General features: G+C 61.3%; 23 protein-coding genes and 1 tRNA gene. 11 read left to right on the forward strand and 13 right to left on the reverse strand.

Going from position 1 to position 26904, the window contains the following annotated elements:
• Positions 1-126 precede the first annotated feature (126 nt).
• Positions 127-765, forward strand: a complete 639-nt coding sequence (locus tag M9924_17070; GenBank protein MCO5066107.1) for a MarC family protein — start codon at positions 127-129, stop codon at positions 763-765.
• Positions 766-793: 28 nt separating this feature from the next.
• Here M9924_17070 and M9924_17075 read toward each other — a convergent pair whose 3' ends face one another.
• The gene (locus M9924_17075) at positions 794-1300 is read right to left on the reverse strand and encodes a single-stranded DNA-binding protein (GenBank protein ID MCO5066108.1); all 507 of its coding nucleotides are present in this window, start codon (positions 1298-1300) and stop codon (positions 794-796) included.
• 736 nt (positions 1301-2036) lie between these two features.
• Between M9924_17075 and uvrA the strand changes: the two genes are divergently transcribed.
• On the forward strand, positions 2037-4961 hold the full coding sequence (gene uvrA, locus M9924_17080) for an excinuclease ABC subunit UvrA (GenBank protein ID MCO5066109.1): 2925 nt from the start codon (positions 2037-2039) through the stop codon (positions 4959-4961).
• Between the two features lie 19 nt (positions 4962-4980).
• The gene (locus tag M9924_17085; GenBank protein MCO5066110.1) at positions 4981-5784 is read left to right on the forward strand and encodes a DUF72 domain-containing protein; all 804 of its coding nucleotides are present in this window, start codon (positions 4981-4983) and stop codon (positions 5782-5784) included.
• Here M9924_17085 and M9924_17090 read toward each other — a convergent pair.
• On the reverse strand, positions 5765-7267 hold the full coding sequence (locus tag M9924_17090; protein ID MCO5066111.1) for an NAD(P)H-hydrate dehydratase: 1503 nt from the start codon (positions 7265-7267) through the stop codon (positions 5765-5767). The genes M9924_17085 and M9924_17090 overlap by 20 nt on opposite strands.
• A gap of 333 nt (positions 7268-7600) precedes the next feature.
• Between M9924_17090 and M9924_17095 the strand changes: the two genes are divergently transcribed.
• Both M9924_17095 and glnA read left to right on the forward strand, forming a co-directional pair.
• Positions 7601-7939 (forward strand): P-II family nitrogen regulator, encoded by a 339-nt coding sequence (locus M9924_17095; protein ID MCO5066112.1) that lies wholly within the window; start codon positions 7601-7603, stop codon positions 7937-7939.
• Between the two features lie 51 nt (positions 7940-7990).
• Positions 7991-9400 carry a type I glutamate--ammonia ligase gene (gene glnA, locus M9924_17100; protein MCO5066113.1) on the forward strand — a complete coding sequence of 470 codons (1410 nt, stop codon included), beginning with the start codon at positions 7991-7993 and terminating at the stop codon, positions 9398-9400.
• A gap of 127 nt (positions 9401-9527) precedes the next feature.
• On the opposite strand, the gene M9924_17105 is transcribed toward glnA, so the two are convergent.
• On the reverse strand, positions 9528-11414 hold the full coding sequence (locus tag M9924_17105; protein MCO5066114.1) for an MFS transporter: 1887 nt from the start codon (positions 11412-11414) through the stop codon (positions 9528-9530).
• A gap of 220 nt (positions 11415-11634) precedes the next feature.
• On the opposite strand from M9924_17105, the gene M9924_17110 reads away from it, so the two are divergent.
• Positions 11635-11910: a hypothetical protein gene (locus M9924_17110; GenBank protein ID MCO5066115.1), complete on the forward strand. Its 276-nt coding sequence runs from the start codon at positions 11635-11637 to the stop codon at positions 11908-11910.
• Between the two features lie 110 nt (positions 11911-12020).
• Here the strand turns inward: M9924_17110 and M9924_17115 are convergent, their stop codons facing one another.
• From M9924_17115 to tig, 5 genes are all read right to left on the reverse strand, one after another.
• Complete coding sequence (locus M9924_17115) at positions 12021-13496, reverse strand: hypothetical protein (protein ID MCO5066116.1); 1476 nt, start codon at positions 13494-13496, stop codon at positions 12021-12023.
• 76 nt (positions 13497-13572) lie between these two features.
• Positions 13573-14406 carry an ATPase gene (locus M9924_17120; protein ID MCO5066117.1) on the reverse strand — a complete coding sequence of 278 codons (834 nt, stop codon included), beginning with the start codon at positions 14404-14406 and terminating at the stop codon, positions 13573-13575.
• A gap of 27 nt (positions 14407-14433) precedes the next feature.
• Positions 14434-15417, reverse strand: a complete 984-nt coding sequence (locus tag M9924_17125) for an RluA family pseudouridine synthase (protein MCO5066118.1) — start codon at positions 15415-15417, stop codon at positions 14434-14436.
• Positions 15418-15458: 41 nt separating this feature from the next.
• On the reverse strand, positions 15459-15836 hold the full coding sequence (crcB, locus tag M9924_17130; protein ID MCO5066119.1) for a fluoride efflux transporter CrcB: 378 nt from the start codon (positions 15834-15836) through the stop codon (positions 15459-15461).
• A 69-nt stretch (positions 15837-15905) separates the two neighbouring features.
• On the reverse strand, positions 15906-17369 hold the full coding sequence (gene tig / locus M9924_17135; GenBank protein MCO5066120.1) for a trigger factor: 1464 nt from the start codon (positions 17367-17369) through the stop codon (positions 15906-15908).
• 327 nt (positions 17370-17696) lie between these two features.
• On the opposite strand from tig, the gene M9924_17140 reads away from it, so the two are divergent.
• Both M9924_17140 and M9924_17145 read left to right on the forward strand, forming a co-directional pair.
• Positions 17697-17781, forward strand: a tRNA-Leu gene (locus M9924_17140).
• Between the two features lie 56 nt (positions 17782-17837).
• Positions 17838-18407 carry a hypothetical protein gene (locus M9924_17145; protein MCO5066121.1) on the forward strand — a complete coding sequence of 190 codons (570 nt, stop codon included), beginning with the start codon at positions 17838-17840 and terminating at the stop codon, positions 18405-18407.
• 4 nt (positions 18408-18411) lie between these two features.
• On the opposite strand, the gene M9924_17150 is transcribed toward M9924_17145, so the two are convergent.
• Together M9924_17150 and M9924_17155 are read right to left on the reverse strand one after the other, a co-directional pair.
• The gene (locus tag M9924_17150) at positions 18412-18996 is read right to left on the reverse strand and encodes a GDYXXLXY domain-containing protein (GenBank protein ID MCO5066122.1); all 585 of its coding nucleotides are present in this window, start codon (positions 18994-18996) and stop codon (positions 18412-18414) included.
• A complete protein-coding gene (locus M9924_17155; protein MCO5066123.1) occupies positions 18996-20105 on the reverse strand; it encodes a DUF2157 domain-containing protein in 1110 nt (369 codons plus the stop codon). Before M9924_17155 ends, M9924_17150 begins: the two co-directional genes overlap by 1 nt.
• 283 nt (positions 20106-20388) lie before the next feature.
• Here M9924_17155 and M9924_17160 point away from each other — a divergent pair, with 283 nt between their 5' ends.
• The 3 genes from M9924_17160 to trmFO all read left to right on the forward strand — a co-directional run bounded on the left by M9924_17160 (position 20389) and on the right by trmFO (position 22460).
• A complete protein-coding gene (locus M9924_17160) occupies positions 20389-20529 on the forward strand; it encodes a DUF1127 domain-containing protein (GenBank protein ID MCO5066124.1) in 141 nt (46 codons plus the stop codon).
• 42 nt (positions 20530-20571) lie between these two features.
• The gene (locus M9924_17165; GenBank protein ID MCO5066125.1) at positions 20572-20712 is read left to right on the forward strand and encodes a DUF1127 domain-containing protein; all 141 of its coding nucleotides are present in this window, start codon (positions 20572-20574) and stop codon (positions 20710-20712) included.
• A 323-nt stretch (positions 20713-21035) separates the two neighbouring features.
• On the forward strand, positions 21036-22460 hold the full coding sequence (trmFO, locus tag M9924_17170) for a methylenetetrahydrofolate--tRNA-(uracil(54)-C(5))-methyltransferase (FADH(2)-oxidizing) TrmFO (protein ID MCO5066126.1): 1425 nt from the start codon (positions 21036-21038) through the stop codon (positions 22458-22460).
• 9 nt (positions 22461-22469) lie between these two features.
• Here trmFO and M9924_17175 read toward each other — a convergent pair whose 3' ends face one another.
• From M9924_17175 to M9924_17185, 3 genes are all read right to left on the reverse strand, one after another.
• Complete coding sequence (locus tag M9924_17175; GenBank protein MCO5066127.1) at positions 22470-24593, reverse strand: molybdopterin oxidoreductase family protein; 2124 nt, start codon at positions 24591-24593, stop codon at positions 22470-22472.
• A gap of 80 nt (positions 24594-24673) precedes the next feature.
• Positions 24674-25369, reverse strand: coding sequence for a DUF502 domain-containing protein (locus tag M9924_17180; protein ID MCO5066128.1), 696 nt, complete (start codon positions 25367-25369; stop codon positions 24674-24676).
• Positions 25370-25449: 80 nt separating this feature from the next.
• Positions 25450-26823: a 3-deoxy-7-phosphoheptulonate synthase class II gene (locus M9924_17185; GenBank protein ID MCO5066129.1), complete on the reverse strand. Its 1374-nt coding sequence runs from the start codon at positions 26821-26823 to the stop codon at positions 25450-25452.
• Between the last annotated feature and the right edge of the window lie 81 nt (positions 26824-26904).

Below are 26904 nucleotides of genomic sequence, written 5' to 3' on the forward strand. Positions count from 1 at the left end.
GAAGGGTTCGAAAGCGCACCCGCCGAGCCCGCCTGCAACTGCCTCTGATCCGTGCGAAAGGACATTTCTTCTTCCGCGAGGCAAGGCTAACATTCATCAGCCATCGGCGTCAGAGGGGACGACACAGTGCCGACCTACGAAATCCTGCTCAATGCCTTTGCGACCATTCTGGTGACAATCGATCCGCCGGGACTGGCCCCGCTCTATCTCGCCGTCACCCGTGGCATGACGCGCGAACAGCGCCGCAGCGTTTCGATACGCGCCTCGATCATCGCCTTTTTTATCCTGGCCACTTTCTCGCTCGTCGGAAGCTCGGTGCTGTCGGTGCTCGGCATCACGCTTCCCGCCTTTCGCGTAGCTGGCGGCCTGCTACTGTTCTTCATCGCGTTCGAAATGGTTTTCGAGAAGCGCAACGACCGCAAGGAAAAAACGGCGGAAACCGCCATCACCAGGGATCACGTTCAAAACGTCGCCGCGTTCCCGCTTGCAATCCCGCTCATCGCGGGTCCCGGCGCGATTTCTGCGGTGGTCCTGCATTCGGGACGTCTACCCAGCGCAATCGGCCAGATCTCGCTCTTGTCGATCATCCTCGCCTGCATGCTGATCACCTATCTCGTCTTCGTTCTGGCGCAGCACATCGACCGCTTCCTGGGCGAAACCGGGCGCTCCATCCTGACCCGCCTGCTGGGCGTGATACTCGCAGCGCTCGCCGTGCAGTTCGTCGCGGACGGCGTGCGCGCGCTGATGGGCGCTTACGGCGTCTGAAACCCGCAGCCGAACGGCCCCGCGATCGTCAGAACGGGATGTCGTCGTCCATGTCGCGCGAGCCGCCGCCACGGCTTCCAGAGCCGCCACCGCCGCGTGAATAGTCACCACCCGGCTCGGACTGCCCGAAATCCGAGCGCCCGGAACTGCCGCCGCCATAGCTGGCCTGGCCGCCCTCTCCGCGTGAATCGAGCATCTGCAACTCGCCCCGGAACTTCTGGAGCACGATTTCCGTCGTATAGCGATCCTGTCCCTGCTGGTCCTGCCATTTGCGGGTCTGGAGCTGGCCTTCGATATAGACCTTCATTCCCTTTTTCAGATACTGCTCGGCGACCTTGGCCAGATTGTCGTTGAAGATCACGACATTGTGCCATTCGGTCTTGTCCCTGCGCTCGCCCGAGTTCTTGTCGCGCCAGCTTTCCGACGTGGCAATGCGCAGGTTGACGACCGGATCGCCCGAGTTAAGCCGGCGAATTTCCGGGTCCGCGCCCAGATTGCCCACCAGAATGACCTTGTTCACGCTTCCAGCCATCACGCGTCTCCTACGCTCATCCGAAACCAGCTTCTCATACACCAAATCCTCTGGCGTGTTGGCCTTTGGCGCAGCCTCTCGCCGCTATCCACAGGCAATATGTTCCTATTTTGTTCTTTTTGTACTGTCAAGCTGGTCTTGGGCCCCAGACGAAAAGAGCCTTGGCGCATTCGCGCTCAAGGCTCACTCTGGCGAATAAATCCAGCCACCAGGCCACTTCAATGGCCCGACCATTCGGATGCCATGCGGACATCGCCGCGATCCGACTGCAGTCTCTGATTTTTGGTGATTTCCGACCGACGCGAGTTTGCCGTTTTTCAGGCGGCACTCTATGCCTGTCGCGGCTCCGGCCTTGCGCGGAGCCTATCGGGACTGTCCGGCGGGGTCATGCCTCCACTCCTTCGTCCGTTACGCTCGCGCCATCGACAGGTTCGAGCGCCGCGCCCTCCCTGCGGCGCCTCGCAGGGCCAACCGGCACCACGCCAGCCATCGATGACTGGTGGAATTGTGTGTCCGGTGCATGGCGGCGTCAAGGCTTTTCGGACGCCTCGCGCAAATTGTGATCGCTCCTGACACCCTTATGTCAGTAGATACGTTCGATCTTTGTTCTTTTTTGCTTGCCCGGGGGCGCGAAACACGGCAGAGATTTATTCCCTTCGACATTCGCAACAGAGCGCCCATATAGAGCGTGCCGGCTTGTCCGCCGGTGGATCCACATTCAGGCAGGCGGCGGAACGGCATGGCCGAGCATAAATTCATATCCATTCGCGGCGCGCGCGAACACAATCTCAAGAATGTCGATCTGGATCTGCCGCGCGACAGCCTGATCGTGATGACCGGCCTGTCGGGGTCGGGCAAGTCGTCGCTCGCCTTCGACACGATCTATGCTGAAGGCCAGCGGCGCTATGTCGAGAGCCTTTCCGCCTATGCGCGGCAGTTCCTCGAGATGATGCAGAAGCCGGATGTCGACCAGATCGACGGCCTCTCGCCGGCCATTTCCATCGAACAGAAGACCACTTCGCGCAATCCGCGCTCGACGGTCGGCACAGTCACCGAAATTTACGACTACATGCGCCTGCTCTTTGCGCGGGTCGGCATTCCCTATTCGCCTGCAACCGGTCTGCCCATCGAGAGCCAGACCGTCAGCCAGATGGTCGACCGTGTGCTGGCGCTGGAAGAAGGCACACGCCTTTTCATCACCGCGCCGATGGTTCGTGGCCGCAAGGGCGAATACAGGAAGGAACTGGCCGAACTTCAGAAAAAGGGATTCCAGCGCGTGAAGGTCGATGGGACCTTCTATGAAATCGGCGAAGTTCCCGGGCTGGACAAGAAATACAAGCACGACATCGACGTTGTGGTGGACCGCATCGTGGTGCGCGGCGACATCGGCGCGCGGCTGGCGGATTCGCTGGAAACGGCGCTCAAGCTGGCCGACGGATTGGCGGTCGCCGAGTTTGCCGACCGCCCCCTCCCCGCGGCGGAAACATCGGAGGAATCGGCCTACAAATCGAAGAACGAGACGCATGAGCGCATTCTCTTCTCCGAAAAGTTCGCCTGCCCGGTTTCCGGCTTCACCATTCCCGAGATCGAGCCGCGACTGTTCTCCTTCAACAACCCGTTCGGCGCCTGCCCGACCTGCGACGGTCTCGGCAGCCAGCGCGCCATCGATCCGCAACTGATCGTTCCCGACGATTCGCTTTCGCTGCGCGACGGAGCCATCGCGCCATGGGCGAAATCGACATCGCCCTACTACAACCAAACGCTGGACGGGCTGGGCAAGGTTTACGGCTTCAAGCTGGGCGACAAGTTCCGCGACCTGTCGCCGGATGCGCAGGACGCGATCCTGAACGGCACGGGCGAACGCGAGGTCGCGTTCAACTACGATGACGGGCTGCGCTCCTACAAGACGACCAAGACCTTCGAGGGCGTCATCCCGAACCTGCAACGCCGCTGGAAGGAAACGGAATCCGCATGGATGCGCGAGGAGATCGAGCGCTTCATGTCGGCCACCCCCTGCCCCGCTTGCAACGGCTATCGCCTCAAGCCCGAAGCGCTGGCGGTCAAGGTCGCGGGCAGGCATATCGGCGAAGTCACGGAGCTTTCGATCCGTAAGGCCGACCAGTGGTTCACGGCGCTGCCCGACCAGCTCAACGCCAAGCAGAACGAAATCGCGGTGCGCATCCTTAAGGAAATCCGCGAGCGCCTGCGCTTCCTGAACGATGTCGGCCTCGATTACCTGACGCTGGCGCGCAATTCAGGCACGCTTTCAGGCGGCGAAAGCCAGCGCATCCGCCTCGCCTCGCAGATCGGTTCGGGGCTGACCGGCGTGCTCTATGTGCTGGACGAACCTTCGATCGGCCTGCACCAGCGCGACAATGCCCGCCTGCTCGACACGCTCAAGCACCTGCGCGACATCGGCAATACGGTCATCGTCGTGGAGCATGACGAGGACGCCATCCTGCATGCCGACCATGTCGTGGACATCGGCCCTGCGGCCGGCGTGCATGGCGGGCGCGTCATCGCGGAAGGAGCGCCTGCCGCGATCATGGCCAATCCGGCGTCGATCACCGGCAAATATCTGTCGGGCAAGCTGTCGATCCCCGTTCCGGGGGAGCGCCGAAAGCCGAAGAAGGGCCGTCGCATCAAGGTGGTCGGCGCGCGCGCCAACAACCTCAAGAACGTCACCGCAGAAATCCCGCTCGGCACGTTCAGCGCCATCACGGGCGTCTCGGGCGGGGGCAAGTCGACATTCCTGATCGAGACGCTGTTCAAAGCCGCCTCGCGCCGCATCATGGGTTCGCGCGAGCATCCGGCAGAGCATGACCGCATCGAGGGGCTGGAGTTCCTCGACAAGGTCATCGACATCGACCAGTCGCCCATCGGGCGCACGCCGCGTTCCAACCCGGCGACCTATACGGGGGCCTTCACACCAATCCGCGACTGGTTCGCCGGATTGCCGGAAGCCAAGGCGCGCGGCTACCAGCCGGGCCGCTTTTCCTTCAACGTCAAGGGCGGGCGCTGCGAAGCCTGCCAGGGCGACGGCGTCATCAAGATCGAGATGCACTTCCTGCCGGATGTGTACGTCACCTGCGATGTCTGCCACGGCAAGCGCTACAATCGCGAGACGCTGGAAGTGCTGTTCAAGGGCAAGTCGATTGCCGACGTACTGGACATGACCGTCGAGGAGGGCGTCGAGTTCTTTTCCGCCGTGCCCGGCGTGCGTGACAAGCTTGCGACGCTGAATCAGGTCGGGCTCGGCTATATCCATATCGGCCAGCAGGCGACGACGCTTTCAGGAGGCGAAGCCCAACGCATCAAGCTCGCCAAGGAATTGTCGCGCAAGGCCACCGGCAAGACGCTTTATATTCTTGACGAACCGACCACCGGGCTGCACTTCCACGACGTCGCGAAGCTGCTCGAAGTGCTTCACGAGCTGGTCGATCAGGGCAACACCGTCGTCGTCATCGAGCACAATCTTGAGGTCATCAAGACAGCCGACTGGGTGCTGGACCTTGGACCAGAGGGCGGCGACGGCGGTGGCGAACTGGTCGCCTCGGGCACGCCGGAGGACATCGTCGCGGAACCGCGCAGCTATACCGGCCAGTTTCTCAAGGAACTGCTTGAGCGCAGGCCGCACCGTACCAACGCGGAAGCGGCGGAATAGGACCTTCCGGGAGGACAAAATGGGCAAGAGCGGAACGATCCGCGCCGGAATGGGCGGATGGACATTCGAACCGTGGGAGGGCACGTTCTACCCGGACAAGCTGCCCAGGAAGCAGCAGCTTCATTTCGCCTCGCGACAGGTGCCCACCATCGAGGTGAACGGCACTTACTATTCCGGTTTCACGCCCGCGACCTACGCGAAATGGGCAGCCGAGACGCCAGACGATTTCGTCTTTTCCATCAAGGGCAACCGCTTCGTGACCAATCGCAAGGTTCTGGGCGAAGCGGGCGAGTCGATGGCGAAGTTCTTCGCGCAGGGGCTGGAAGAGCTTGGTCCGAAGCTCGGGCCGATTGTCTGGCAGTTCGCGCCGACGAAGAAGTTCGACGCGAGTGATTTCGAGGCATTCCTGAAGCTGCTTCCTGCAAAGACCGGCGGCCTCGACCTGCGCCACGCGCTGGAAGTGCGCAATGCGTCCTTTGCGGTTCCTGAATTTGTCGCGCTGGCCCGCAAGCATGGCGCGGCGATCTGCTACGCACATCATTTCGACTACCCCGAATTTGCCGACATCACGGGCGATTTCGTCTATGCCCGGCTCCAGCAAGGCAGCGACGATGTCGCGACCGCATATAAGCCCAACGCGCTCGACAAATGGGCCGAACGGGCGAAAATCTGGGCATCCGGCGGCCAGCCCGACGACCTGCCCTATGCCGATCCCGGCTCAAAGGCGGCGGCGAAACCGCGCGACGTGTTCGTCTACATCATCCACGAAGGCAAGGTGCGCGCACCGCAGGGCGCGATGGCGCTCATGCAGCGCGTCGGCTGAGCAGGTCGGCAAGCACCGCTGGCAGCATTCCCGGCAAATCTTCAGCGATCAGCCCTGGCCCGTGTAGCGTTGCCGCCTCGGCGTGTATCCACACAGCCGCGCAAGCAGCCTCGAAGGCCTGCATCCCCTGCCCGGTCAGCCCGCCGATGATGCCGGAGAGGATATCGCCCGAACCGGCAGTCGCCAGCAAGGGCGTGCCGTTCGAATTGATCGCGGCGCGACCATCCGGTGTGGCGATCACCGTATCCGGCCCCTTGTAGACAATCACCGCACGCGCCTTTTCCGCTGCCGAACGCGCCTTTTCGAGTTTCGACAGGCCGACTTGTGCGTGAATGTCAGGAAAAAGCCGCAGGAATTCACCCTCATGTGGCGTGAGAATGAAATCGGCCTCGCCCTGTTCCGAGAACGTGCGGAAATAGCTGTCCGGCGCGGCGCCAATCATGGTCAGCGCATCGGCATCCATCACGACCGCGCGCTGTCCGCTTTCAGCCACCGCACGCAGCATGGCTTGCGCGTCGCCCGAAATGCCGAAGCCGGGGCCGATCACGAGCGCGGATGGCCTGCGTTCTTCCAGAAAAGCAAGCGCCTCCTGCGGATCGCCCACTTTGCGCAGGATGATCGAGGTGAGATGCGTGGCATTGACCGCCAGCGCCGAGGGCGGCGACAACAAGGTCACGGCTCCGGACCCGATCCGGGCCGCCGCCATTGCGGCAAGCCGCGCCGCCCCGGTCGAGGAAAGCCCGCCTGAAAAGACGCCGACATGGCCCCTGCGATATTTGTAGGTGTCATCCGCCGGATGTGGGAACGCATCGAGCCAAAGCGGCGGTGCGTTCTCCCGGCAGCGGCTGCCGATTTCATCCACCACGGAATCGGCAATTCCGATGTCGTGGACGATCAATTCGCCGCACAATGCCCGACCGGGAAAGAGAAGGTGCCCGGGCTTTTTCCGAACGAAAGTCACGGTCAGCGATGCGTCAAACGTCGCCCCCAGCACTTCGCCGCTCTCACCCGACACGCCGGATGGCAGGTCAACCGCCACGACAGGCAGGCCGGCGGCATTGACCATTTCGACGGCGGCCCGCGCCGCACCTTCGAGCGGGCGCGCCAGCCCCGCGCCGAAAAGCGCATCCACCACGAGTGCGCCGGGCTGCAATTTCAATGCGCCGAGGCTGCCGGGCACAACAGGGCACTGCGCCGCGAATATTGCGGCATCGCTCCCCGGTCGCGGGGCGCCGTCCGCCCACAAGGAAACATCGACGCCGCACCGGGCGAGGATGGTTGCCGCGCAATAGCCGTCGCCACCATTGTTGCCCGGCCCGCAAAGCACATGGACATGCGGGACATGTGGAAACCGGGCCAGAACGGCCTCCGCCACGGCGGCTCCGGCGCGCTGCATGAGGCCGACACCGTCAAACGGTCCGAGTTCCGCGGCGCGGCGATCCGCCCGCCCCATTTCGGACGGCGTAAGTATTTCAAGCTTCATTGCATGCCCCTGTTCGCCCTGCACGATAGGGTCTTACAGGCGCGATCCGCAACGGTTCAAACAACAGCTTTCAACTTCTCATTGGTCGAAAGCGCATATGTTTTAATCAACATGATGCTTTATTGTGCACCTGAATCTTGCACGAGACGGGTCCCCGGATGTGAAGGAGCAGGTCTTCGCGAGGCTTTTGACACGAACGGCTTGGAAAATGTTGCTTCGCCGCAAAAACCGCAAATGGCCCGCAATCGCGTCTCGATTGGCATGTTTCGTGCATTCGTCAGGCCCAGAGGGGGCCTTCGGGTCCGCTTTTTTCTGTTGGAGGTTCGCATTCGCATGAAAAAGATCGAGGCTATCATTAAGCCGTTCAAGCTGGATGAGGTGAAGGAAGCCCTTCAGGAAGCCGGTTTGCAGGGCATCACAGTTACGGAAGCCAAGGGCTTCGGTCGCCAGAAGGGTCATACGGAGCTGTATCGCGGCGCCGAATATGTCGTGGATTTTCTGCCGAAGGTGAAAATCGAACTGGTTGTCTCCGATGATTCCGCCGACAGCGCAATTGAGGCCATTCGCAGGGCCGCCCAGACGGGCCGTATCGGCGACGGCAAGATTTTTGTCTCCAACATTGAAGAAGTCATTCGCATCCGCACCGGCGAAACCGGCAACGACGCGATCTAGGGCTCGCGCCCGCAAATCCTTTCATTAAACGTCATCACAGGGAAAAATAGCATGACGACAGCCGCTGACATCATGAAGCAGATCAAGGACAATGACGTGAAATTCGTCGACCTTCGCTTCACAGACCCCAAGGGCAAATTGCAGCATGTGACGATGGATGTCGTCGAGGTGGACGAGGACATGTTCGCCGACGGCGTGATGTTCGACGGTTCGTCCATCTCGGGCTGGAAGGCCATCAACGAGTCCGACATGGTGCTCATGCCCGACACCGCAACGGTGCATATGGACCCGTTCTTCGCGCACTCGACCATGGTCGTGATGTGCGACATCCTCGACCCGGTCTCCGGCGAGGCCTATAACCGCGATCCGCGCGGCACCGCGAAGAAGGCCGAGGCCTATCTCAAGGCGGAAGGCATCGGCGACACCATCTTTGTCGGTCCGGAAGCCGAGTTCTTCGTGTTCGACGACGTGAAGTACAAGGCCGATCCCTACAACACCGGCTTCAAGCTGGACTCCAGCGAGCTGCCGTCGAACGACGACACCGAATATGAGACCGGCAACCTTGGCCACCGTCCGCGCATCAAGGGCGGCTATTTCCCGGTTCCGCCGATCGACTCCTGCCAGGACATGCGTTCCGAAATGCTCGCCGTCCTTGCCGAGATGGGCGTGCGTACAGAGAAGCACCACCACGAAGTCGCTGCCGCGCAGCACGAACTCGGCCTGAAGTTCGACACGCTGGTCCGCAACGCCGACAAGATGCAGCTCTACAAGTATGTCGTGCATCAGGTCGCGAACGCCTACGGCAAGACCTCGACCTTCATGCCGAAGCCGGTTTTCGGCGACAATGGTTCGGGCATGCATGTTCACATGTCGATCTGGAAGGGTGGCAAGCCGACCTTCGCTGGCAATGAATATGCCGGCCTTTCCGAGTCCTGCCTTTATTTCATCGGCGGCGTCATCAAGCACGCCAAGGCAGTCAACGCCTTCACCAACCCGCTGACCAACTCCTACAAGCGCCTGGTGCCGGGCTATGAAGCTCCGGTCCTGCTCGCTTACTCGGCCCGCAACCGCTCGGCGTCCTGCCGTATTCCGTTCGGCTCCTCGCCGAAGGCAAAGCGCGTCGAAGTCCGCTTCCCCGATCCGGGCGCAAATCCCTATCTCGGCTTCGCGGCGCTGCTGATGGCAGGGCTCGACGGCATCAAGAACAAGATCCATCCCGGCCAGCCGATGGACAAGGATCTTTACGACCTGCCGCCGAAGGAACTCAAGAAGATCCCGACCGTTTGCGGCTCGCTGCGTGAGGCGCTCCAGAGCCTCGACAAGGATCGCGGCTTCCTCAAGGCGGGCGGCGTGTTCGACGACGACCAGATCGATGCGTTCATCGAACTGAAGATGGCCGAAGTGATGCGCTTCGAAATGACGCCGCATCCGGTCGAGTTCGACATGTACTATTCGGTCTAATCAACCCACCGGCACTATCAGGAAAAACCCCGGGGTTCGCGCCCCGGGGTTTTTCTTTTGCGCGCAAAAAAGAAAGTGGCGCGGAGGATATCCGCGCCACTCTTGATATAGGTCGATTGGACCGGGATCAGTCCTTGGCGTGCAGGTTGGTGCCGAGCGTATCGCGCACAAACAGCGTGCCGATGACCAGCGACATGGCCGAAATCGCGATCGGATACCAGAGCCCGTAGTAGATGTCGCCGGCCGCCGCGCTCATCGCGAAAACGGTGGCAGGCAGCAGGCCGCCAAACCAGCCGTTGCCGATGTGATAGGGCAGCGACATGCCGGTGTACCGGATGCGGGTCGGGAACATCTCGACCAGGATGGCGGCGATGGGACCGTAGACCATGGTCACGTACAGGACCAGCACGAACAGGATCGCAATGATCTTCGTCCAGTTCACCGCGGCCGGATCGGCAACCATGGTGAAGGTGCCGGCGCCGGGGATCGTATAGGTCGTCACCTCGGTTGCACTGGCAGCCTCTTCGGCGGTCAGGAGCTTCGCTTTAACCGCGTCCGCAACAGACATTGCCTTCTTCTCGCCGCTGCGAATTGTGTCCGCCATGAGCGAGAGCTCGGGATTGGCCGCAACGAATGCGTCAAGCTTCTGGTCGGCAACAGTCGCCGCTCCGCGCACCAGCGGATAGCCCGCATCATGGAGCGCCGAGTGGACCCCCTTCACGAAGGCCGCATTCATGCCGCCGGCCTTGTCGCCTGCCGCGATGGCGTCATAGGACGTCACCGTCTCGTCCCCGATCTTGACCGTCGCGGGCGTGCCTGCGGCTGCAGTTTCGGCCACGTCATAGGGCACCGAATTCTTGGTGAGGAAGTCGGTTGCGATATCGCACGAGGTGGTGAACTTGCGAGTGCCGGTCGGGTTGAACTGGAAGTTGCAGTCTCCCGGAGCGGCGGTCACGGTTGCCCGCACGTTTTCCTGCGCGGCGGCGAGCGCCGGATTTGCGGCCCAGGTCAGCGCCTTGAACAGCGGGAAGTAGGTGACGATTGCAAGCAGCAGGCCAAGCATGATGATCGGCTTGCGGCCAACCTTGTCCGACAGCCAGCCGAAGAACACAAAGAACCCGGTGCCGAGCGCAAGCGAAATCGCGATCATGATGTTGACCGCCTGCCCGTCGACCTTGAGCACGTTCTGGAGGAAGAACAGGGCGTAGAACTGCCCGGTGTACCAGACGACGGCCTGACCGGCGGTGAGGCCAAGGAGCGCGAGAATGGCGATCTTGGCGTTCTTCCATTGTCCGAACGCCTCGGAAAGCGGCGCCTTGGACCCCTTGCCTTCAGCCTTCATGCGCTGGAACGTCGGAGATTCGTTCAACGAAAGACGAATCCAGACCGAGACGCCGAGCAGCAAAACGGAGAGCAGGAACGGCACGCGCCAGCCCCACGCGGCGAAGGTTTCCCTGCCAAGATAGGTCTGCACAGCAAGAATGATCAGCAGCGAAAGGAACAGGCCAAGCGTCGCAGTGGTCTGGATCCACGATGTGTAGTAGCCGCGACGGTCGTCGGGCGAGTGCTCGGCCACATAGGTCGCCGCACCGCCATATTCGCCGCCAAGCGCAAGGCCCTGAAGCATGCGCAGCGCGATCAGGATGATCGGGGCCGCGATGCCGATGCTGGCCGAACCCGGCAGAAGGCCGACGAGGAAGGTCGAAAGACCCATGATGAGGATGGTTACGAGGAAGGTGTATTTGCGGCCCACAAGGTCGCCCAGACGACCGAAAACGAGCGCGCCGAACGGACGGACAAGGAAGCCCGCCGCGAATGCGAGCAGCGCGAAGATGTTGCGCGTTGCTTCCGGATACTGGCTGAAGAAGGTTGCGCCGATGAATGCGGCGAGTGAACCGTACAGATAGAAGTCGTACCACTCGAAGACAGTTCCAAGCGACGAGGCGAAGATGACTTTCTTCTCCTCCCGCGTCATGCCGCGCGAACGATTGCCCGCAGCCGAAGCCATTGCCATGGGTTTCCCCTCCCTTTCTCGGGTCGATTGCACTTGCGCCGCGCCTTCGATGGATTGTCCTATCGACTCCTCAGAACGCGAGCACTTCTCATTCTGGCACAAGCAAATTCTAAAGTGCAGCGATGCGATGGTCTTATGACTTTGGTATTAGAGAGGACGGAAGACCGGCACGCTTGCTCTTTGCTCGTTTTGTGACAGCATCGGTGCGGGAGGAGCACGCATGAATTTCCTGGGCATACTTGGCGAGCAGTTGACCGATCCGTTTCGCATCGCGCTGATGATCGGGCTGCTGATTACCGCCAACAACACCGCCGCGCAGATGGGGCGCGCGGTGCCTCTGGTGCTCGGCATCGTCTTTGTCGCGGTGCTGATACCCACCGCGTTTGGAAGCGAACCTCACGGCATGGCAATTTCGGTGGGTTTGGGAATCGTCGCGAACTTCCTGATATTCGCCGTATGTTGGGCAGTGATGGGTGTCATGCGGGGGGTGCGCTGAAACAGAAATTGAGGGTCCTCTCTAAGCAGCAAACCTGCATCCGCTGCATTATCGATGCACCAAAAAAGAAATATTCAATAGGGGGCTGGAAAAATTCGTCGGCGGCCGAGTTAAGCTTTGGACGCTGACGGTTTGTTATCACTGCGGGCGTCGAGTAGCACGATGTCGCGACTATCCTCCAATTTGAGACGCTTTAAGATAGTTTGGACCCTCCTAAGCTGCTCAAAACTAAAATAGATAATAACTTTAATGCCCCGTTCTGCATCTGCTGCAGCTTGATAGACTTCAAGTTGCCTTTGGAGATTGGCTTCCAATGTCTTATTCTTGGCAAGCTTCATCTCGACCAGAGTCTTATGGCGACCTCTGGACACATTGAAGTCAACCGGACCGCGGCCATCATTCGCCTCCGGGCCTATGTCTGATCGGGTGCCAAACCACACAAGACGAAAGAGAATTTGGATGTCTCTTTCGCGCTCAACGGGTCGGCTATTTTTGTCATAAAATATGCGCCAACAGCCTTGATCTTCTATGGCGTGCTTGAGATAAGCTAAGCGTGTATGGGCTTCGGCGTAGGTTCCACCAGCAATCTGATAGAAATCGGTCTGCTCAAGCTGCGGCTGCACGATTTCTTGCATGCGTTTGGAAAAGAATATTTCTGTTAATAGAACTTTTTCCGCGCTAATATCTGCAGCGCTGTCCCCATTCATCTCCTTTAATTTAATATAGTAATCGATCAGCTCCGGGAATCGATGAATTGTTTCTGCAGCCGCAGCATGACGCTCTTTCGCTGTAGGTGGCTTCTTTGGCTTATGACGACGACTTAGCGCCAAGCTAAAATAATTGGATACTGACGCCCGCAACTGTGCGTCCGGTATGGCTTCTGGAATTTGCTCGAACCCTGATATCATGTCGGCTCGGTTAATCCATGTATCGTCGCGGGTGAGCATGTCCTTAGGCGTAAGAAGAATGTAATCGCCGTTATACCAAGGCAAGCGATAGTTGCGCCGTTGCCAATTCTCAGTCTCATAGTTAAAAATGGCCCGGTCTACAGACACGAGACGCGCATAGTTTTCAGGGAGGTAGCTCCGAGCAAACTCTTCCGTATATCGGCACAGGAAGTCTTGGATGAGGTTTGTTACAAAGTCACTGATATTGTCCCGGCCTACGCCATCTGCGATCAAGCATACCTTCTCTAGATGACTACCTTCGGTAATGCTTTCCACACCGAAATCACTAAAGACCGCACCGAGATTGGCATGCAATGTTCTGGCGAAGTCGATTCCCAGACCACTTCCACCATTGCCGACCATAGAAAACCCGAGCCAATTCTGCTTGACCTCTGGAAAGCAATACCAGTTTCGGAGCTGACCCTCGCTCACCGAACCGACGGCTGAACGATTACGCAAGAATACTAAGTAGTCAATAATCTGTCGGTGAAGTGCTTGGTATTCCTCTTTGTCGCTGTGAAACAGCAAGAACGGGTCGATAAACAACGGCAGATCATTTATGATTGAAATATCGAAGGCTCCATAAGCCTCCAATATGGCAGGCTCGACGCCAAACGTATCACTAAAGAAAGTGCCCATTCAGACCCTTTGATGTAAATCAAAGGTTTCAATCCATAACATTTAACAACGCAAACAGCCATAGCGCAGCTATAAATTAACGCAATCGACTCAAAAAGTCCCACCGCCGCAGCGCCTTAAGCACCTTCACCGCAGCACTGAAATCGCGGTGGCGGGCGTTGCGGCGGGCCAGCGCCTCGGCGTCCTGCCCCCAATGCTCGATCTGCCAGTCCTCATCGACATGGGCGGCGAGCCATGCCTGCTCCGCGTCGATCTCTCCCGCCTCGACCGCCAGGGCCAGCAAGGCCGAGCCGGTCAGCGCGGTGATGACATGCAATGCCGCAAGGCGCAGCGCGCGCACCGCCGCCTCGTCACCCAGCCGGTTGGCGAGATGGATACGCAGCGCCTGAATAGCCATCGGGCTTTGCTTCACATGCATCACGCCCTCGGCGAGCGCCAGCCGGGCATGCAGCGCCTGTGCCGACCACTCCAGCACAGGGTCCCACATTTCATTCTGCCGCTCGACGAGGCCCTCCGGCGAATCCGCCCGGTAGCAGAGCATGTCAGATGAAGCGAACCGCAGAATGTCTTCCAGCACGGCCTCGGATTCGTTCGCAACGCCGTCAATCGCCGTGTTCACGAGCCGCGTAACCGGCATGGAGACGGGGTCGATCTCATTGGCCTGCGCGTCGAACTCGTCTGCCACCAACCGTGCGGCCTCGGCGTTCGGCAGGATCACGGCTGCCCTGCCCGGTGTCCTGACCTGCCTGCCGTCAAGATGGACCGCAACGCCGCCATTTTCCTCGGCAAGCGCGACCGATTTGTAGAAGCGCTTCGGCAGGGGCGCCCGCATCTGGTTCTGCGCGCGGCGGGTCGGGTCGGCATCCGACAGATGCGAACCGGATTCGAGATCGTTCAATATCTCACGCATTGGCAAACTCCGTCGCAGCGCATGCGGTCATCCCCGCTCCGCGTCCGCCTCGTCGAGGCCGAGCAGGTTCCAGCTCTGCTTCATATGGGGCGGCAGCGGGGCGGTTACATCGATCACGCCCCTATCCGGATGCGGAATGACGATCCGGCGCGCATGCAGGTGCAGCCGGTTCTGAATGCCGCCCGGAAACTCCCAGTTGGTATCCGCCTCGAAATATTTCGGGTCGCCGATGATCGGGTGCCCGATATGCGCGGCATGGACGCGAAGCTGGTGCGTGCGGCCCGTGTAGGGCTCCATTTCGAGCCAGGCGAGCGACTGACCCGCCTGCTCCACCACGCGATAGTAGGACACGGCGTGATCCGCGCCCTCCTCCCCATGCTTCGCAACGCGCATCCGGTCGCCGTCGCGCGTCTGCTCCTTGACCAGCCAGGTCGAAATTTTGTCCTCATGCTTGCGTGGAACGCCCTTCACCAGTGCCCAATAGGTCTTCTTGGTTTCGCGCGCACGGAACGCCTCGGCCAGTTTCATGGCCGCTTGCCGGGTGCGGGCGACCACGAGCACACCCGACGTGTCGCGGTCGAGCCGGTGCACGAGCCGCGGCTTCTCGCCTTTCTGGTTGCGCCACGCCTCCAACATGTCGTCGACATGGCGCGATACGCCTGACCCGCCCTGCACCGCCAGTCCTGCGGGTTTGTTGAACACGAAAACCTTCGGATCTTCATGAAGCAGCATCTTCGACAGGACATCGGCATCGCCCTGATTGCGGATCGTATTCGCCGTCAACGGCGCATCGCCCTTGCGGTCCACCTCCAGCGGCGGCACGCGCACCGTCTGCCCCGGCTCAAGCCGGGTGTCGGATTTGGCGCGACCGCCCTCCACGCGGATCTGGCCCGAACGCAGCAGCTTTTGCAGATGGCCGAAGCCAAGACCCGGATAGTGCGCCTTAAACCAGCGGTCGAGCCGCATGCCCTGTTCGTCCTTCTGAACGACAATCTGTTCGACGCCTGCCATGCAAATTCCTTCATGCCGGCCAAGGCCGGTCCAGCCCCTATCTATCCGATGCTGCGAACGAGCCAAAGGCCCGCGAACACCGCAACAAGCGAACCCACCACGCTGGCCGCCACGTAGAGCAGCGCGATCTCCGTGGTTCCGCGCTCCCACAGCGTCGCGAAATCCAGTGAAAACGCGGAAAAGGTCGTGAAGCCGCCAAGCACGCCTGTGGCGAGGAAGAGCCGCACCGCCTGGCTGTCGCCCGACCGGCGCGCCAGCACCGCAATGAGGACGCCCATCAGGAAGCATCCGATGAAATTCACCGCAATCGTGCCGTAGGGAAAGCTCGGCCCTGCAATTCGCATCGCCGCAATATTGGTGAGGTGTCGAAGGCCCGCACCGATCCCGCCGCCAAGTGCAACAACGAGCAGTTCAGTCACGTCCATGCCTCCAAACAGGAAGGCCGCCTGAGCGGCGGCCTTCGGATAACTTCGTGCAGCCGGACCCGCTTACTCGCTGTCCTTGGCCGCCTTCTTCTTTGCCGGAGCCTTCTTCTTAGGCTCCTCGTCGCCTTCCGCCTTGTCGGCCTTCTTCGCGGCGGCCTTCTTGGCAGGCTTTGCCGGAGCCTCGTCTTCCTCGTCGTCGGCGGTCAACTCTTCCTTCGACACCTTCTTGTCGGTGACCGAAATCTTGCCGAGCAGGTCGTCCACGACCTTTTCCTCGAAGATCGGAGCGCGCAGCGTGGCGAGCGCGTTCTGGTTCGAGCGATACATCTCGAACACCTGCTGCTGCTGGGCAGTCGGGTAGCGACGCACGGTCTCGAACAGGGCGCGCTGGACCTCCTCATCGGACACCTTGATGCCGGCCTTCTCGCCGATTTCGGCAAGGACAAGCCCGAGGCGCACGCGGCGTTCGGCGAGGCGCTGATATTCGGCGCGCGCTTCTTCCTCCGTCGTTTCCTCGTCCTCGAAGGTGCGACCGGCAAGCTCAAGGTCGCGGTTGACCGTCTGCCAGATATTGTTGAACTCGGCCTCGACGAGGTTCGACGGGGCCTCGAACTGGTAGCTCTTGTCGAGCTGGTCGAGAAGCTGGCGCTTCACCTTCTGGCGGGTGATCGAGCCGAACTGGCTCTCGATCTGGCCGCGCACGATCTCCTTGAGACGCTCCAGCGACTCGAGGCCGAGGGCCTTAGCAGTATCGTCGTTGATGTCGAGCTTGCCGGGCTTCTCGACGGCCTTGACGGTGACGTCGAAGGTCGCCTCGCGACCGGCCAGATGCGGCGCGCTGTAATTGTCCGGGAAGGTAACGGTGATGGTCTTTTCGTCGCCGGCCTTGAGTCCGACGAGCTGTTCTTCAAATCCCGGAATGAATTCCTTGGAGCCCAGCACGAGCGGCTGGTCCTGCCCGGCGCCGCCGTCGAACGGCTCGCCGTTCAGCTTGCCGAGATAGTCGATGGTCACGCGATCGCCGTCGGCGGCCTTGCCTTCCTTCGGCTCGTAGCTGCGCGCGGATTCCGCGACGCGCCCGACCTGCTCGTCGACTTCCGAATCCGGCACGTCGTAGACCGGGCGGGTGACGGCGATGCTGGAGAAATCCTGGATCTCGATGGCCGGGATGACCTCATAGGCAAGCTGGAACTCGAAGTCGGCATTGCCGGCGAGAACCTTCTCGGCTTCCTTCTCGTCCTCGGTCATGGTGATTTCGGGCTGCATGGCGGCCTTTTCGCCGCGCTCCGACAGGATGTCGCGCGCCGAGTTGGACAGCACCTCGTTGACGACCTCCGCCATGAATGACTTGCCGTACATCTTGCGCAGGTGCTGGAGCGGCACCTTGCCGGGGCGGAAGCCGTTGATACGAACCTTGTCCTTGGCGTCGGTCAGGCGCTTCACAAGCCGCGCTTCCATATCGCCGGCGGGCACCGTGACCTTGATTTCGCGCTTGAGACCGGTGTTGAGCGTCTCGGTAACCTGCATTTTTGAACCCTTGTTGTCACCGCACGAGGCGGGTTTTCCCTAGCATCCTGATGGAATTCCTGTGCCGGAACGGCGCGGGACGGGCCTGCCGAAGCCCGGCAATTTGCCGGCAACTTCTGAAAACCCTTCCTACAACGCGTCTAAGCTTTTGTTATTCCTTGCCAATTTCCCGAAAGACAAAAGCAAGCCGCTGGCCCGGTCACGTTCGGTTGGCCTTTTGTCATAGGCGACGCCAATTTTCAACCGAATTTGCCGTTCAGGGGCCGGTGTCGAATGCGCCCTCACATTGACAGAATGATTGCTGCATGGGATGTGCAGCCGCGGAACGCGGATGTGGCGGAACTGGTAGACGCCCCGGATTTAGGTTCCGGTGCCGAAAGGCGTGGGGGTTCGAGTCCCTTCATCCGCACCAATTCCTGCGGCCGCCCGCGCTACATGGGCTGGAACCGAATTTGGGAAATCCCGGTATTGGATGCTTACAGCCATCTCCGCATTCTTGTCAGCCTGATCCTCGGTCTTGCGATCACGCGGGTGCTGTCCGGCCTTTCGCGGCGAATCCAGCTTCCCTCCCGCACCGAGGGCATGTTCACGCAGATCGTCTGGGCGATCGTCATTCTGCTCGGCACCGTGCATTTCTGGTGGTGGGAGTTCGGCCTGCGCGGCGTCGATCACTGGCATTTCGGAACCTATCTGTTCCTGCTCACCTACGCCTCGTTGAATTTCCTCATGGCAACGCTGATCTTTCCCGACGCCATACCGGATCACGCCGAAAGCGAAACGTTCTTCATGCAGCGGCGCAGATGGTTTTTCGGACTGTTTGCGGCGTCGTTCGCCTTCGATTTCATCGACACGGCGATCAAGGGAAACGCCTACCTGCAATCGCTCGGCCCGGAATATCCGGTCCGTCTCGCGTTTGGCGTGGTCATCGCAATTGCCGCGATGCGGGCGCGCACCCTGCGGACCGTCATGCTGCTCGGTCTTCTTTGGCTGGCCTATGATCTCAGCTGGATCGCACGGCGGTACGACAGCCTGGACTGACGTCTCAATAGAAAGGCTCGGTATAGAGCGGCGTGTCGCCGTCGAGGAACTGCTTGATCTGCGCCGCGCCGTCGCGGCCAACCGCAATCTTCACGAAAAACGGACGCTCGCGCATGTCCTGCTCGATCCGGCGTCCTTCGCCCTCCGGCAGGTAGAAGCGCTCGATGCCGTAGGTCGGGCGGACGACTGCACCGTCCGATTGCGCGATGCTCCGCAAATTCACCTCGCCGCGGATGTCCACTTCACCGGAGGCGGGAGGCGGTTCCAGCGGCGTGTCGAACGACGCGCGCGTGACGTTCCACGTACCGTCCGCGCCCGGCGCAAGGCGAACGAATATCGGAGCCTTGCCGGAACTGGCCGGCACAGGAGGGATATTGGCCACGAGGCCAACGGGAATCTGGGCGATTTCATAGCCCAGCCTGACATAGTCGCCCCGCAGGAGATCGCGCGGATCAACAGGCTCGACCTTGAGCACGACCTCGCGTCCGTCGCGCAGCACAGCGGCGCGGCCCGCGATCATCCAGCCGAGAAAGCCGATCTGGAGCAACGCCACCAGCGCGGCCGGAAGCAGCGTGCGGCCTGTGCTCATCATGCCTGCCTCCCGTCCGCATCCCTGGCCGCGATGCTGCGCTCGATCCGCGAAATCGCAAATGCGGCGATAGCAAGCGCAAATCCCGAAAAGAGGAAAAGCGCGCCCGTCTCGACCATGGTTCCAATGGTCGAGAAATAGAGCACCGCAAGCTCCAGCGTGAACGCAAGATAGGCGACCCACCGCATCAGGCGGCTCTGACGCCCGCGCAACACCAACGCCGCAACGATCCCGGCGAAAGCGATGAGCGAGAGGCAAAGCATCGGCCAGAAATCATCGGCGAACTGCGCCTGAAGCAGGCCGATGCCAAGCAGGAAACCTATCAGCGGGTGCACAGGCTGCGGCCCGCCAAGCTGCGCAAAGCGCTCGACGGCATCCGGCGCGAACCAAGCGGCGAGGAACACCGCGGCAGACAGGACGATCAGCACAATGCCGACCAGCACGGCACTATCGCTTATGCCATAGAGCAATGCGTAGAACATGGCGGCAAGGATCACGAGGTGACGGGCCGCGCTGCTTTTCGTCCAATAGGAAACGATCCAGATCGCCGCGAGCATCAGCAGGAAGACGAAGCTTGGCCCCTGGTTGATATGGTCGAGATCGAAAGCTGTCAGCAGCCATGCCGTAGAAAGCAGCACCGAAGCATTGGTCAGGATCGGGGACCGCAGCAGCAGCGCCGCGATGATGCCCGCCGCGCACCAGATGAAGATCGCCTCCGATTCGTCGCCCGACATATGATACATTTGGCCGATCAGCGCGATTGAGGCGCCGAAGGCGGCGAGACCCACCAGATAGAGCGCTTCCGCGAATCCTGCCCTGTCGCGCAGCTTGAAAACAGCGCCGCCGATATAGCTGGCCGCGATGATCGCGAACAACCCGGCGACGCGTGCAATGCGCGGCACCTGCTCGATATTGGCTGCCACGATGATGAGGATTGCGGCCGCGACAAGCACAGCGGCCATGACCGACAGGACCCTGCCAAGGCTGATCGCGGATCTGTCCGATCTTTCCACGTCGCGCCGCAGCGCGCCGGCCGTCGCTTCGTCTATCAGGCCGCGTTCAACCCAGCGGTCGATGTCGCGCCCCACCCTGGCGGCATGTCCGGCCATTCTGTTTCGCGCCCCGGTCCTTCAATCTGTGAGCGACACGCAGTCGAAAATGGCTACCTGCGTTTGAATGATTTGTCCATTCGAACAGTCCGTACATGTACGCGATGTGACAGGAAAATGACATGGAATCAAGCGAATCACGCATCAACCGCATCTCATGGTGCAATGCAAAAGACGCATTGCTGCTATGCAGCATCTTCTCTTTAACATGCCGGGAAGGGGGATTATCTAGGCATTGTTCAGAGAGAATGATGAAACGAATAAAGACGAAACGAGAACTGAAATGAGCCTGATCCGCAATTTCCGCAACTGGCGTCGCTACCGTGAGACCGTCACGGAGCTGAATCGCCTTTCCAACCGCGAGTTGGCCGACCTGGGCATCAACCGCACCGAAATTCACACGGTGGCCCGCAAGGCCATCTAAGTCCGGCGCGAATACCGCGACAGACGTCGAAAGAACTTGAAAATGAGCATTATCGAGAACTACAGGAACTGGCGCCGCTACCGTGAAACCGTCACGGAACTGAGCCGCCTTTCCAACCGCCATCTTGCCGATCTCGGCATCAACCGCGGTGAAATTCCTTCGGTGGCCCGCCGGGCGATCTGAAGGTGAAGAGATTCGCTCCGGCCTACCTCCTCCCAGGCCGGGACGGAAACAGCCAATCGTCATCCTCCTCCCGATGATTGGCTGGACTTAGAGCACCCGCCGGATCCTCCTCCCCCGGCGGGTGCTGAAGGTCCAAGGCAGTTTGCCGCTGCCTCAAAACGAACGGCAAAAGGTTTTTGCCGAGGCTATCCTCCTCCCAGCCAAGGCAAAATTGGCTGGTTCCAATCCTCCTCCCTGGAGCCAGTCGCACATACAGCGCCCGCCGGATCCTCCTCCCCCGGCGGGCGTTGTCATTTTCGGCGTATGGGGCTATCTCCCCCCGCATGAACACCCGGCCAATCCACATCATAGGCGGCGGTCTCGCCGGTTCCGAAGCTGCATGGCAGGCCGCCGAGGCGGGCGTGCCCGTGGTCCTTCACGAGATGCGCGGCGTCCGCGGCACCGAGGCGCACAAGACCGAGGGGCTGGCCGAACTCGTCTGCTCCAACTCGTTCCGTTCCGACGACGCCGAGACCAATGCGGTCGGGCTGATCCATGCCGAAATGCGGCTTGCAAACTCGATCATCATGGCCTGCGGCGACGCGCATCAGGTTCCGGCGGGCGGCGCGCTCGCGGTCGACCGCGACGGTTTCTCCGAGGCCGTGACGCGCAGGCTGGAATCGCATCCGCTGGTGACCATCCTGCGCGAGGAAATCACCGGCCTGCCGGCGGACGAATGGGACCAGACGATCATCGCCACAGGCCCGTTGACGGCATCGGCGCTTGCGGACGCCATTGCCGCGCGCACGGGTGCCGAAGCGCTCGCCTTCTTCGACGCGATTGCGCCCATCGTGCATTTCGAGACCATCGACATGAGCGTCTGCTGGTTCCAATCCCGCTACGACAAGGTGGGTCCGGGCGGCACCGGCAAGGACTACATCAACTGCCCGATGGACAAGACGCAGTACGAGGCCTTCGTCGGCGCGCTGATGGAAGGGCAGAAGACCGAGTTCAAGCAATGGGAGGGCACGCCCTATTTCGACGGCTGCCTGCCCATCGAGGTCATGGCGGAACGCGGACCGGAGACGCTTCGGCACGGCCCGATGAAGCCGATGGGGCTGACCAATGCCCACAACCCCTCGGTGAAGCCCTATGCGGTCGTGCAGCTTCGGCAGGACAATGCGCTCGGCACGCTTTACAACATGGTCGGCTTCCAGACCAAGCTGAAACACGGCGAGCAGGTGCGCATTTTCCGCACGATTCCCGGCCTTGAGAATGCGGAGTTCGCGCGGCTGGGCGGTCTGCATCGCAACACCTACATCAATTCGCCGACGCTGCTGGACGGCTCGTTGCAACTGAAGAGCAGGCCCGGTCTGCGCTTTGCCGGCCAGATCACCGGCTGCGAGGGCTATGTCGAAAGCGCTGCAATCGGCCTGCTTGCGGGGCGTTTCGCCGCCGCCGAGCGTCTCGGGCGCGCACCGTCGATTCCGCCCGCGACCACCGCCTTCGGCGCATTGCTCAATCACATCACGGGAGGCCACATCGTTTCCGACGATGAGCCGGGCAAGCGCTCATTCCAGCCCATGAACGTCAATTTCGGCCTGTTTCCGCCACTGCCTGCCGGAACGAAGCTCAGACCGGACGGCTTTGAGGGGCGCTTCCGGGGCAAGGACAAGAGCATCGCAAAAAAGAGGGCGACCACGTCGCGCGCGCTGGCCGACTGCCGGGCGTGGCTTGGACTGGAAAAAGACCTGCAAGCGGCGCAATAGCGCCTACGGTCAGGCGGCTTTTCGCATCCAGACCTTGTTGTCGTGAAACGCCACGCCGCCGAAAGGCGCCGGGGCATCGGCGCCTGTCAGCACGTTGATCCCCTCCCCGCGTTCATGCGCGGAGTTTGGCCAGATCCCTTCGGCGATCACCACGCCGCGCTTCACCCCGTCAAACAGCTTTGCATGCAGCACCACTTCGCCGCGCCGGTTGCCGACCTCCACGCGGTCGCCTTCGGCAAGACCCAGCGCCGCCGCGTCCTCGGGGTGCACCAGAAGCTCGGGCCGACCTTCCCGTTTGGACGAGCTGGGCGTTTCCGTGAAGGTCGAGTTGAGGAAGGACCGCGCCGGGGAGGTGGCAAGGCGGAACGGATGCTCCGGGTCCGCGACCTCGATCAGGTCTACATGGTCGGGAAGTTGCGGCAGCCGCTCCAACGGCCCGTAAAGACCGATGCTTTTCGGCGGGCGATTCGGTCCCGTCTGGCCGATCCAGTCGGGCCGGAAGCGGAATTTTCCGTCGCGATGCCCGAAACCACCAAGGAAGTGCGCGGTTTCAAAATCCGGCTGCAAGTCGGCCCAGCGCGCCTGCCGGAAGCTGTCGAAACTGCCCAGCCCCTTCTTTTCCAGCATGATTTCGATGTGCTCGCGCTCGGTCATGCCGAAGCCGGGCAGATGCGCCACGCCAAGCCGCTTCGCCAGTTCCTCGATGACATAGTGGTTGGTGCGCGGTCCGACCGGCGGCTCGATGAGCTTCGGTCCGAGCGTCACATGCTGGTTGCCGCCACCCTTATAGATGTCGTCATGCTCAAGAAACATGGTCGCGGGCAGCACGACATCGGCAAGCTTCGCCGTGTCGGTCATGAATTGTTCGTGCACGCAGGTAAACAGGTCCTTGCGCAGGAAGCCTTGCTTCACCAGCCGCTGTTCGGGCGCGATGTTCGCGGGATTGGTGTTCTGGATCAGCATGGCCGTGACCGGGGGGCCGCCGTTCAGCGAGCCCACATCGCCGGTCAGGATCGGCCCGATCCGCGACTGGTCGAGATGCCTGATCGACGGGTCGAGCATCCGCGTGCCCTGCACGCTTTCCGTGTTGAGCTTCAGCACGCCGGAATTGGAGTGAAACGCGCCGCCGCCCTCATATTGCCATGCGCCGCTGACGACCGGCACCGACAGCGCGGCGTGCATGTTCACCGAGCCGTTGCGCTGGCGCGCAAAACCGTAGCCAAGCCGGAAGAAAGTCCGCTTCGTCGTTCCGACCAGGCGCGCGAAGGCCTCGATCTCCTTGACGGCAAGGCCGGTGATTGCAGCCGCCCACTGCGGCGTGCGCGCTTGCAGATGCGTCTCCAGCCCCGCCGGATCGTCGGCAAAACGGGCGAGGTAGTCGCGGTCGGCAAGCCCGTCGCGAAACAGAACATGCATCACCGCGCAGGCGAGCGCCCCGTCGGTGCCGGGTTTCAGGATCAGGCCCATGTCGGCCTGCTTCATGGTCGCGTTGTCGTATATGTCGATGACCACGATCTTCGCGCCGCGCTCCTTGCGCGCGCGAACCGCATGCGTCATCACATTGACCTGCGTGACGACCGCGTTGGTGCCCCAGATCACGACGCAATCGGATTTCGCCATCTCGCGGGGGTCGACGCCCCGCAAAGCGCCAGCGCCTGCAATCCAGCCCGCCCAAGCCAGATTGGTGCAGATCGTGCCGAAAAAGCCCGAATATTTCTTGGCGTGCCGGAGCCGGTCGATGCCGTCGCGCTGCACCAGCCCCATCGTGCCCGCGTAGAAATAGGGCCAGACGGTTTCGCTGCCGAGCCTGCTCTCTGCCTCGATGAACTTCTCCGCGACGAGGTCAAGCGCGGCTTCCCAGCTTGCCTCTTTCCAGCGGCCATCGCCCTTCGCTCCCGCGCGGACCAGCGGCTTCAACAACCGGTCCGGGTGATGGACGCGCTCGGAATAGCGCGCCACCTTCGCGCAGATCACACCCGCCGTGTAGCTGTTTTCCTTCGCGCCATGCACTCGGCCGATACGATCCGGCCCGAGCAATTCCACGTCGAGCGCGCATGTCGACGGGCAGTCGTGCGGGCATGCCGAATGCCCGATGCGCACCTTGGCTTGCTGGATGCTGGCGTGCTGGTTCATGTCATTGCTTTTACACGGTGTGCAGCGCAACAGATAGTGGGTGATGAAGCGTTGTCGGGGAAATGCGACCCCTCACTCGGTCACGCTCGCTTGGAAATGTCCTGCATGGCGGGGTTCGACAGCGCGACCTCCAGCGGCGTGCCGTCCGACTTTCGCACCTTGCGCTTGTAGGCCGGGGCAACGAGCCCGGCGGACACGATCAGTTTCGCGCCATCCTCAATCGACATGTCGAGCGTGACGATCTCCGATTTGTAGACATACATCAGGAAGCCGGTCGTGGGGTTCGGCGTGCAGGGCATGAACACCCCGATCAGCGGATCGCCGGGCTTGTCCAGCGCCGCATTGATCTCGGTGTCCTTCTCGCCTGCCACGAAAACCAGCGACCACACGCCCTTGCGCGGATATTCCACGAGGCCGACCGTGCGGAACATTTCCTTCTTGTTGGAAAGCGCTGTCTCGAAAAGCTGCTTCAGCATCTTATAGATGCCCCGCACCAGCGGCATTCGGTGCAGCACGCGCTCGCCATAGCCGACAATCGCCCGCCCGATGAAATTCGCGGTGAGGAAACCGATCAGCGTGATGACCGTCAGCGCCACGATCAGGCCGAAGCCCGGCAGCGCGAAAGGTAGATAGTGGTCGGGATTATAGGTGTCCGGCAGATAGGGCTTTACCCAGCTATCCACCCAGCCGATGAAGGACCAGACGATATAGGCGGTGATCGCCAGCGGTGCGCAGACGATCAACCCGGTGAGGAAATAGTTCCTCAGGCGTGTCATGCCCGACAATGTTGGTTCCATCGCCGTCCCCGGATTGTGCAGCGCAATAGTATCGGGATTTTACGGGCAATGGGAAGCGGCTATTCCGCCGCTTCCGTATGCGCCTGCTTGCGCTGGCCTTTTTTGAGCAGGTCCGAGACCAGGAAAGCAAGCTCGATTGCCTGATCGGCGTTGAGGCGCGGATCACAATGCGTGTGATAGCGGTCGTGCAGATCCTCTGCCGTGATGGCGCGCGCGCCGCCCGTGCACTCGGTGACGTTCTTGCCGGTCATCTCGATATGAATGCCGCCCGGATGCGTGCCTTCGGCGCGGTGCACCTCGAAGAAGGCCTGCACTTCCTTGAGGATGCGGTCGAACGGACGCGTCTTGTATCCGGCGGCCGTGATGGTGTTGCCATGCATCGGGTCGCAGGACCAGACCACCGAACGGCCTTCCTTCTGCACCGCACGCACCAGCTTCGGCAGGTGATCGCCGACCTTGTCCGCGCCAAACCGGCCGATCAGCGTCAGGCGGCCCGGCTCGTTGTCGGGGTTCAAGAGGTCGATCAGCCGCAACAGGCCGTCCGCGTCGAGCGAAGGCCCGCATTTCAGGCCGAGCGGATTCCTGATGCCCCGGCAATATTCCACATGCGCGTGGTCGGCCTGCCGCGTCCGGTCGCCGATCCAGATCATGTGGCCGGAGGTCGCATACCAGTCGCCGGTCGTCGAATCGACGCGGGTCAGCGCCTGCTCGTAGCCGAGCAACAGCGCTTCATGGCTCGTGTAGAAATCGGTCTCGCGCAGGGCGAAGGTGGATTCCGACGTGATGCCGATGGCGCGCATGAAATCCAGCGTCTCGGTGATGCGGTTGGCCAGCGCCTCGTAGCGGTCGCCCTGCGGGCTGTCCTCCACGAAGCCGAGCATCCAGCGATGCACGTTTTCGAGATTGGCGTAGCCGCCCTGCGCAAAGGCGCGCAGCAGGTTCAGCGTCGCAGCGGACTGGCGATAGGCCATTTCCTGCCGCGCCGGATCGGGCGTGCGCGATTTCTCGTCGAACGCCGTGCCGTTGATGATGTCGCCGCGATAGCTCGGCAGCGTAACGCCGTCCACCGTTTCGGTGTCCGACGAACGCGGCTTGGCAAACTGGCCCGCAACGCGCCCGACCTTCACCACGGGCTGCGCGCCCGCAAATGTCAGCACCACCGACATTTGCAGGAAGACGCGGAAGAAATCGCGGATGTTGTCCGCGCCATGCTCCGCGAAGCTCTCGGCGCAATCGCCGCCCTGGAGAAGGAATGCGTCACCGGCAGCGACAGTCGCAAGCTGCTTCTTGAGCTTGCGCGCCTCACCTGCAAAAACCAGCGGCGGAAAGGTCGCAAGACGGGCCTCGGTTTCGGCCAGCGCATCCTTGTCGGGATAGGCAGGCACCTGCTGGATCGGCATTGCTCTCCAGGAATCCGGTGACCATTTCTTCATTTTCGCACCTAAAAACTCGCGGGTATTCTGTCCCGATGTTCCGCTGATATGGGAAAGGCGCTGCTATAGCGGAAGCCCCTG

The sequence above is a fragment of the Rhizobiaceae bacterium genome (assembly GCA_023953835.1).
GTDB lineage: Bacteria > Pseudomonadota > Alphaproteobacteria > Rhizobiales > Rhizobiaceae > Mesorhizobium_G.

Coding starts and splice junctions, on each gene's coding strand:
- uvrA (MCO5066109.1), top strand. CDS start 2,037: ATGGCCGAGCATAAATTCATATCCATTCGCGGCGCGCGCGAACACAAT.
- M9924_17085 (MCO5066110.1), top strand. CDS start 4,981: ATGGGCAAGAGCGGAACGATCCGCGCCGGAATGGGCGGATGGACATTC.
- M9924_17090 (MCO5066111.1), bottom strand. CDS start 7,267: ATGAAGCTTGAAATACTTACGCCGTCCGAAATGGGGCGGGCGGATCGC.
- M9924_17095 (MCO5066112.1), top strand. CDS start 7,601: ATGAAAAAGATCGAGGCTATCATTAAGCCGTTCAAGCTGGATGAGGTG.
- glnA (MCO5066113.1), top strand. CDS start 7,991: ATGACGACAGCCGCTGACATCATGAAGCAGATCAAGGACAATGACGTG.
- M9924_17105 (MCO5066114.1), bottom strand. CDS start 11,414: ATGGCAATGGCTTCGGCTGCGGGCAATCGTTCGCGCGGCATGACGCGG.
- M9924_17110 (MCO5066115.1), top strand. CDS start 11,635: ATGAATTTCCTGGGCATACTTGGCGAGCAGTTGACCGATCCGTTTCGC.
- M9924_17115 (MCO5066116.1), bottom strand. CDS start 13,496: ATGGGCACTTTCTTTAGTGATACGTTTGGCGTCGAGCCTGCCATATTG.
- M9924_17120 (MCO5066117.1), bottom strand. CDS start 14,406: ATGCGTGAGATATTGAACGATCTCGAATCCGGTTCGCATCTGTCGGAT.
- M9924_17125 (MCO5066118.1), bottom strand. CDS start 15,417: ATGGCAGGCGTCGAACAGATTGTCGTTCAGAAGGACGAACAGGGCATG.
- tig (MCO5066120.1), bottom strand. CDS start 17,369: ATGCAGGTTACCGAGACGCTCAACACCGGTCTCAAGCGCGAAATCAAG.
- M9924_17150 (MCO5066122.1), bottom strand. CDS start 18,996: ATGAGCACAGGCCGCACGCTGCTTCCGGCCGCGCTGGTGGCGTTGCTC.
- M9924_17155 (MCO5066123.1), bottom strand. CDS start 20,105: ATGGCCGGACATGCCGCCAGGGTGGGGCGCGACATCGACCGCTGGGTT.
- M9924_17160 (MCO5066124.1), top strand. CDS start 20,389: ATGAGCCTGATCCGCAATTTCCGCAACTGGCGTCGCTACCGTGAGACC.
- M9924_17165 (MCO5066125.1), top strand. CDS start 20,572: ATGAGCATTATCGAGAACTACAGGAACTGGCGCCGCTACCGTGAAACC.
- trmFO (MCO5066126.1), top strand. CDS start 21,036: ATGAACACCCGGCCAATCCACATCATAGGCGGCGGTCTCGCCGGTTCC.
- M9924_17175 (MCO5066127.1), bottom strand. CDS start 24,593: ATGAACCAGCACGCCAGCATCCAGCAAGCCAAGGTGCGCATCGGGCAT.
- M9924_17180 (MCO5066128.1), bottom strand. CDS start 25,369: ATGACACGCCTGAGGAACTATTTCCTCACCGGGTTGATCGTCTGCGCA.
- M9924_17185 (MCO5066129.1), bottom strand. CDS start 26,823: ATGAAGAAATGGTCACCGGATTCCTGGAGAGCAATGCCGATCCAGCAG.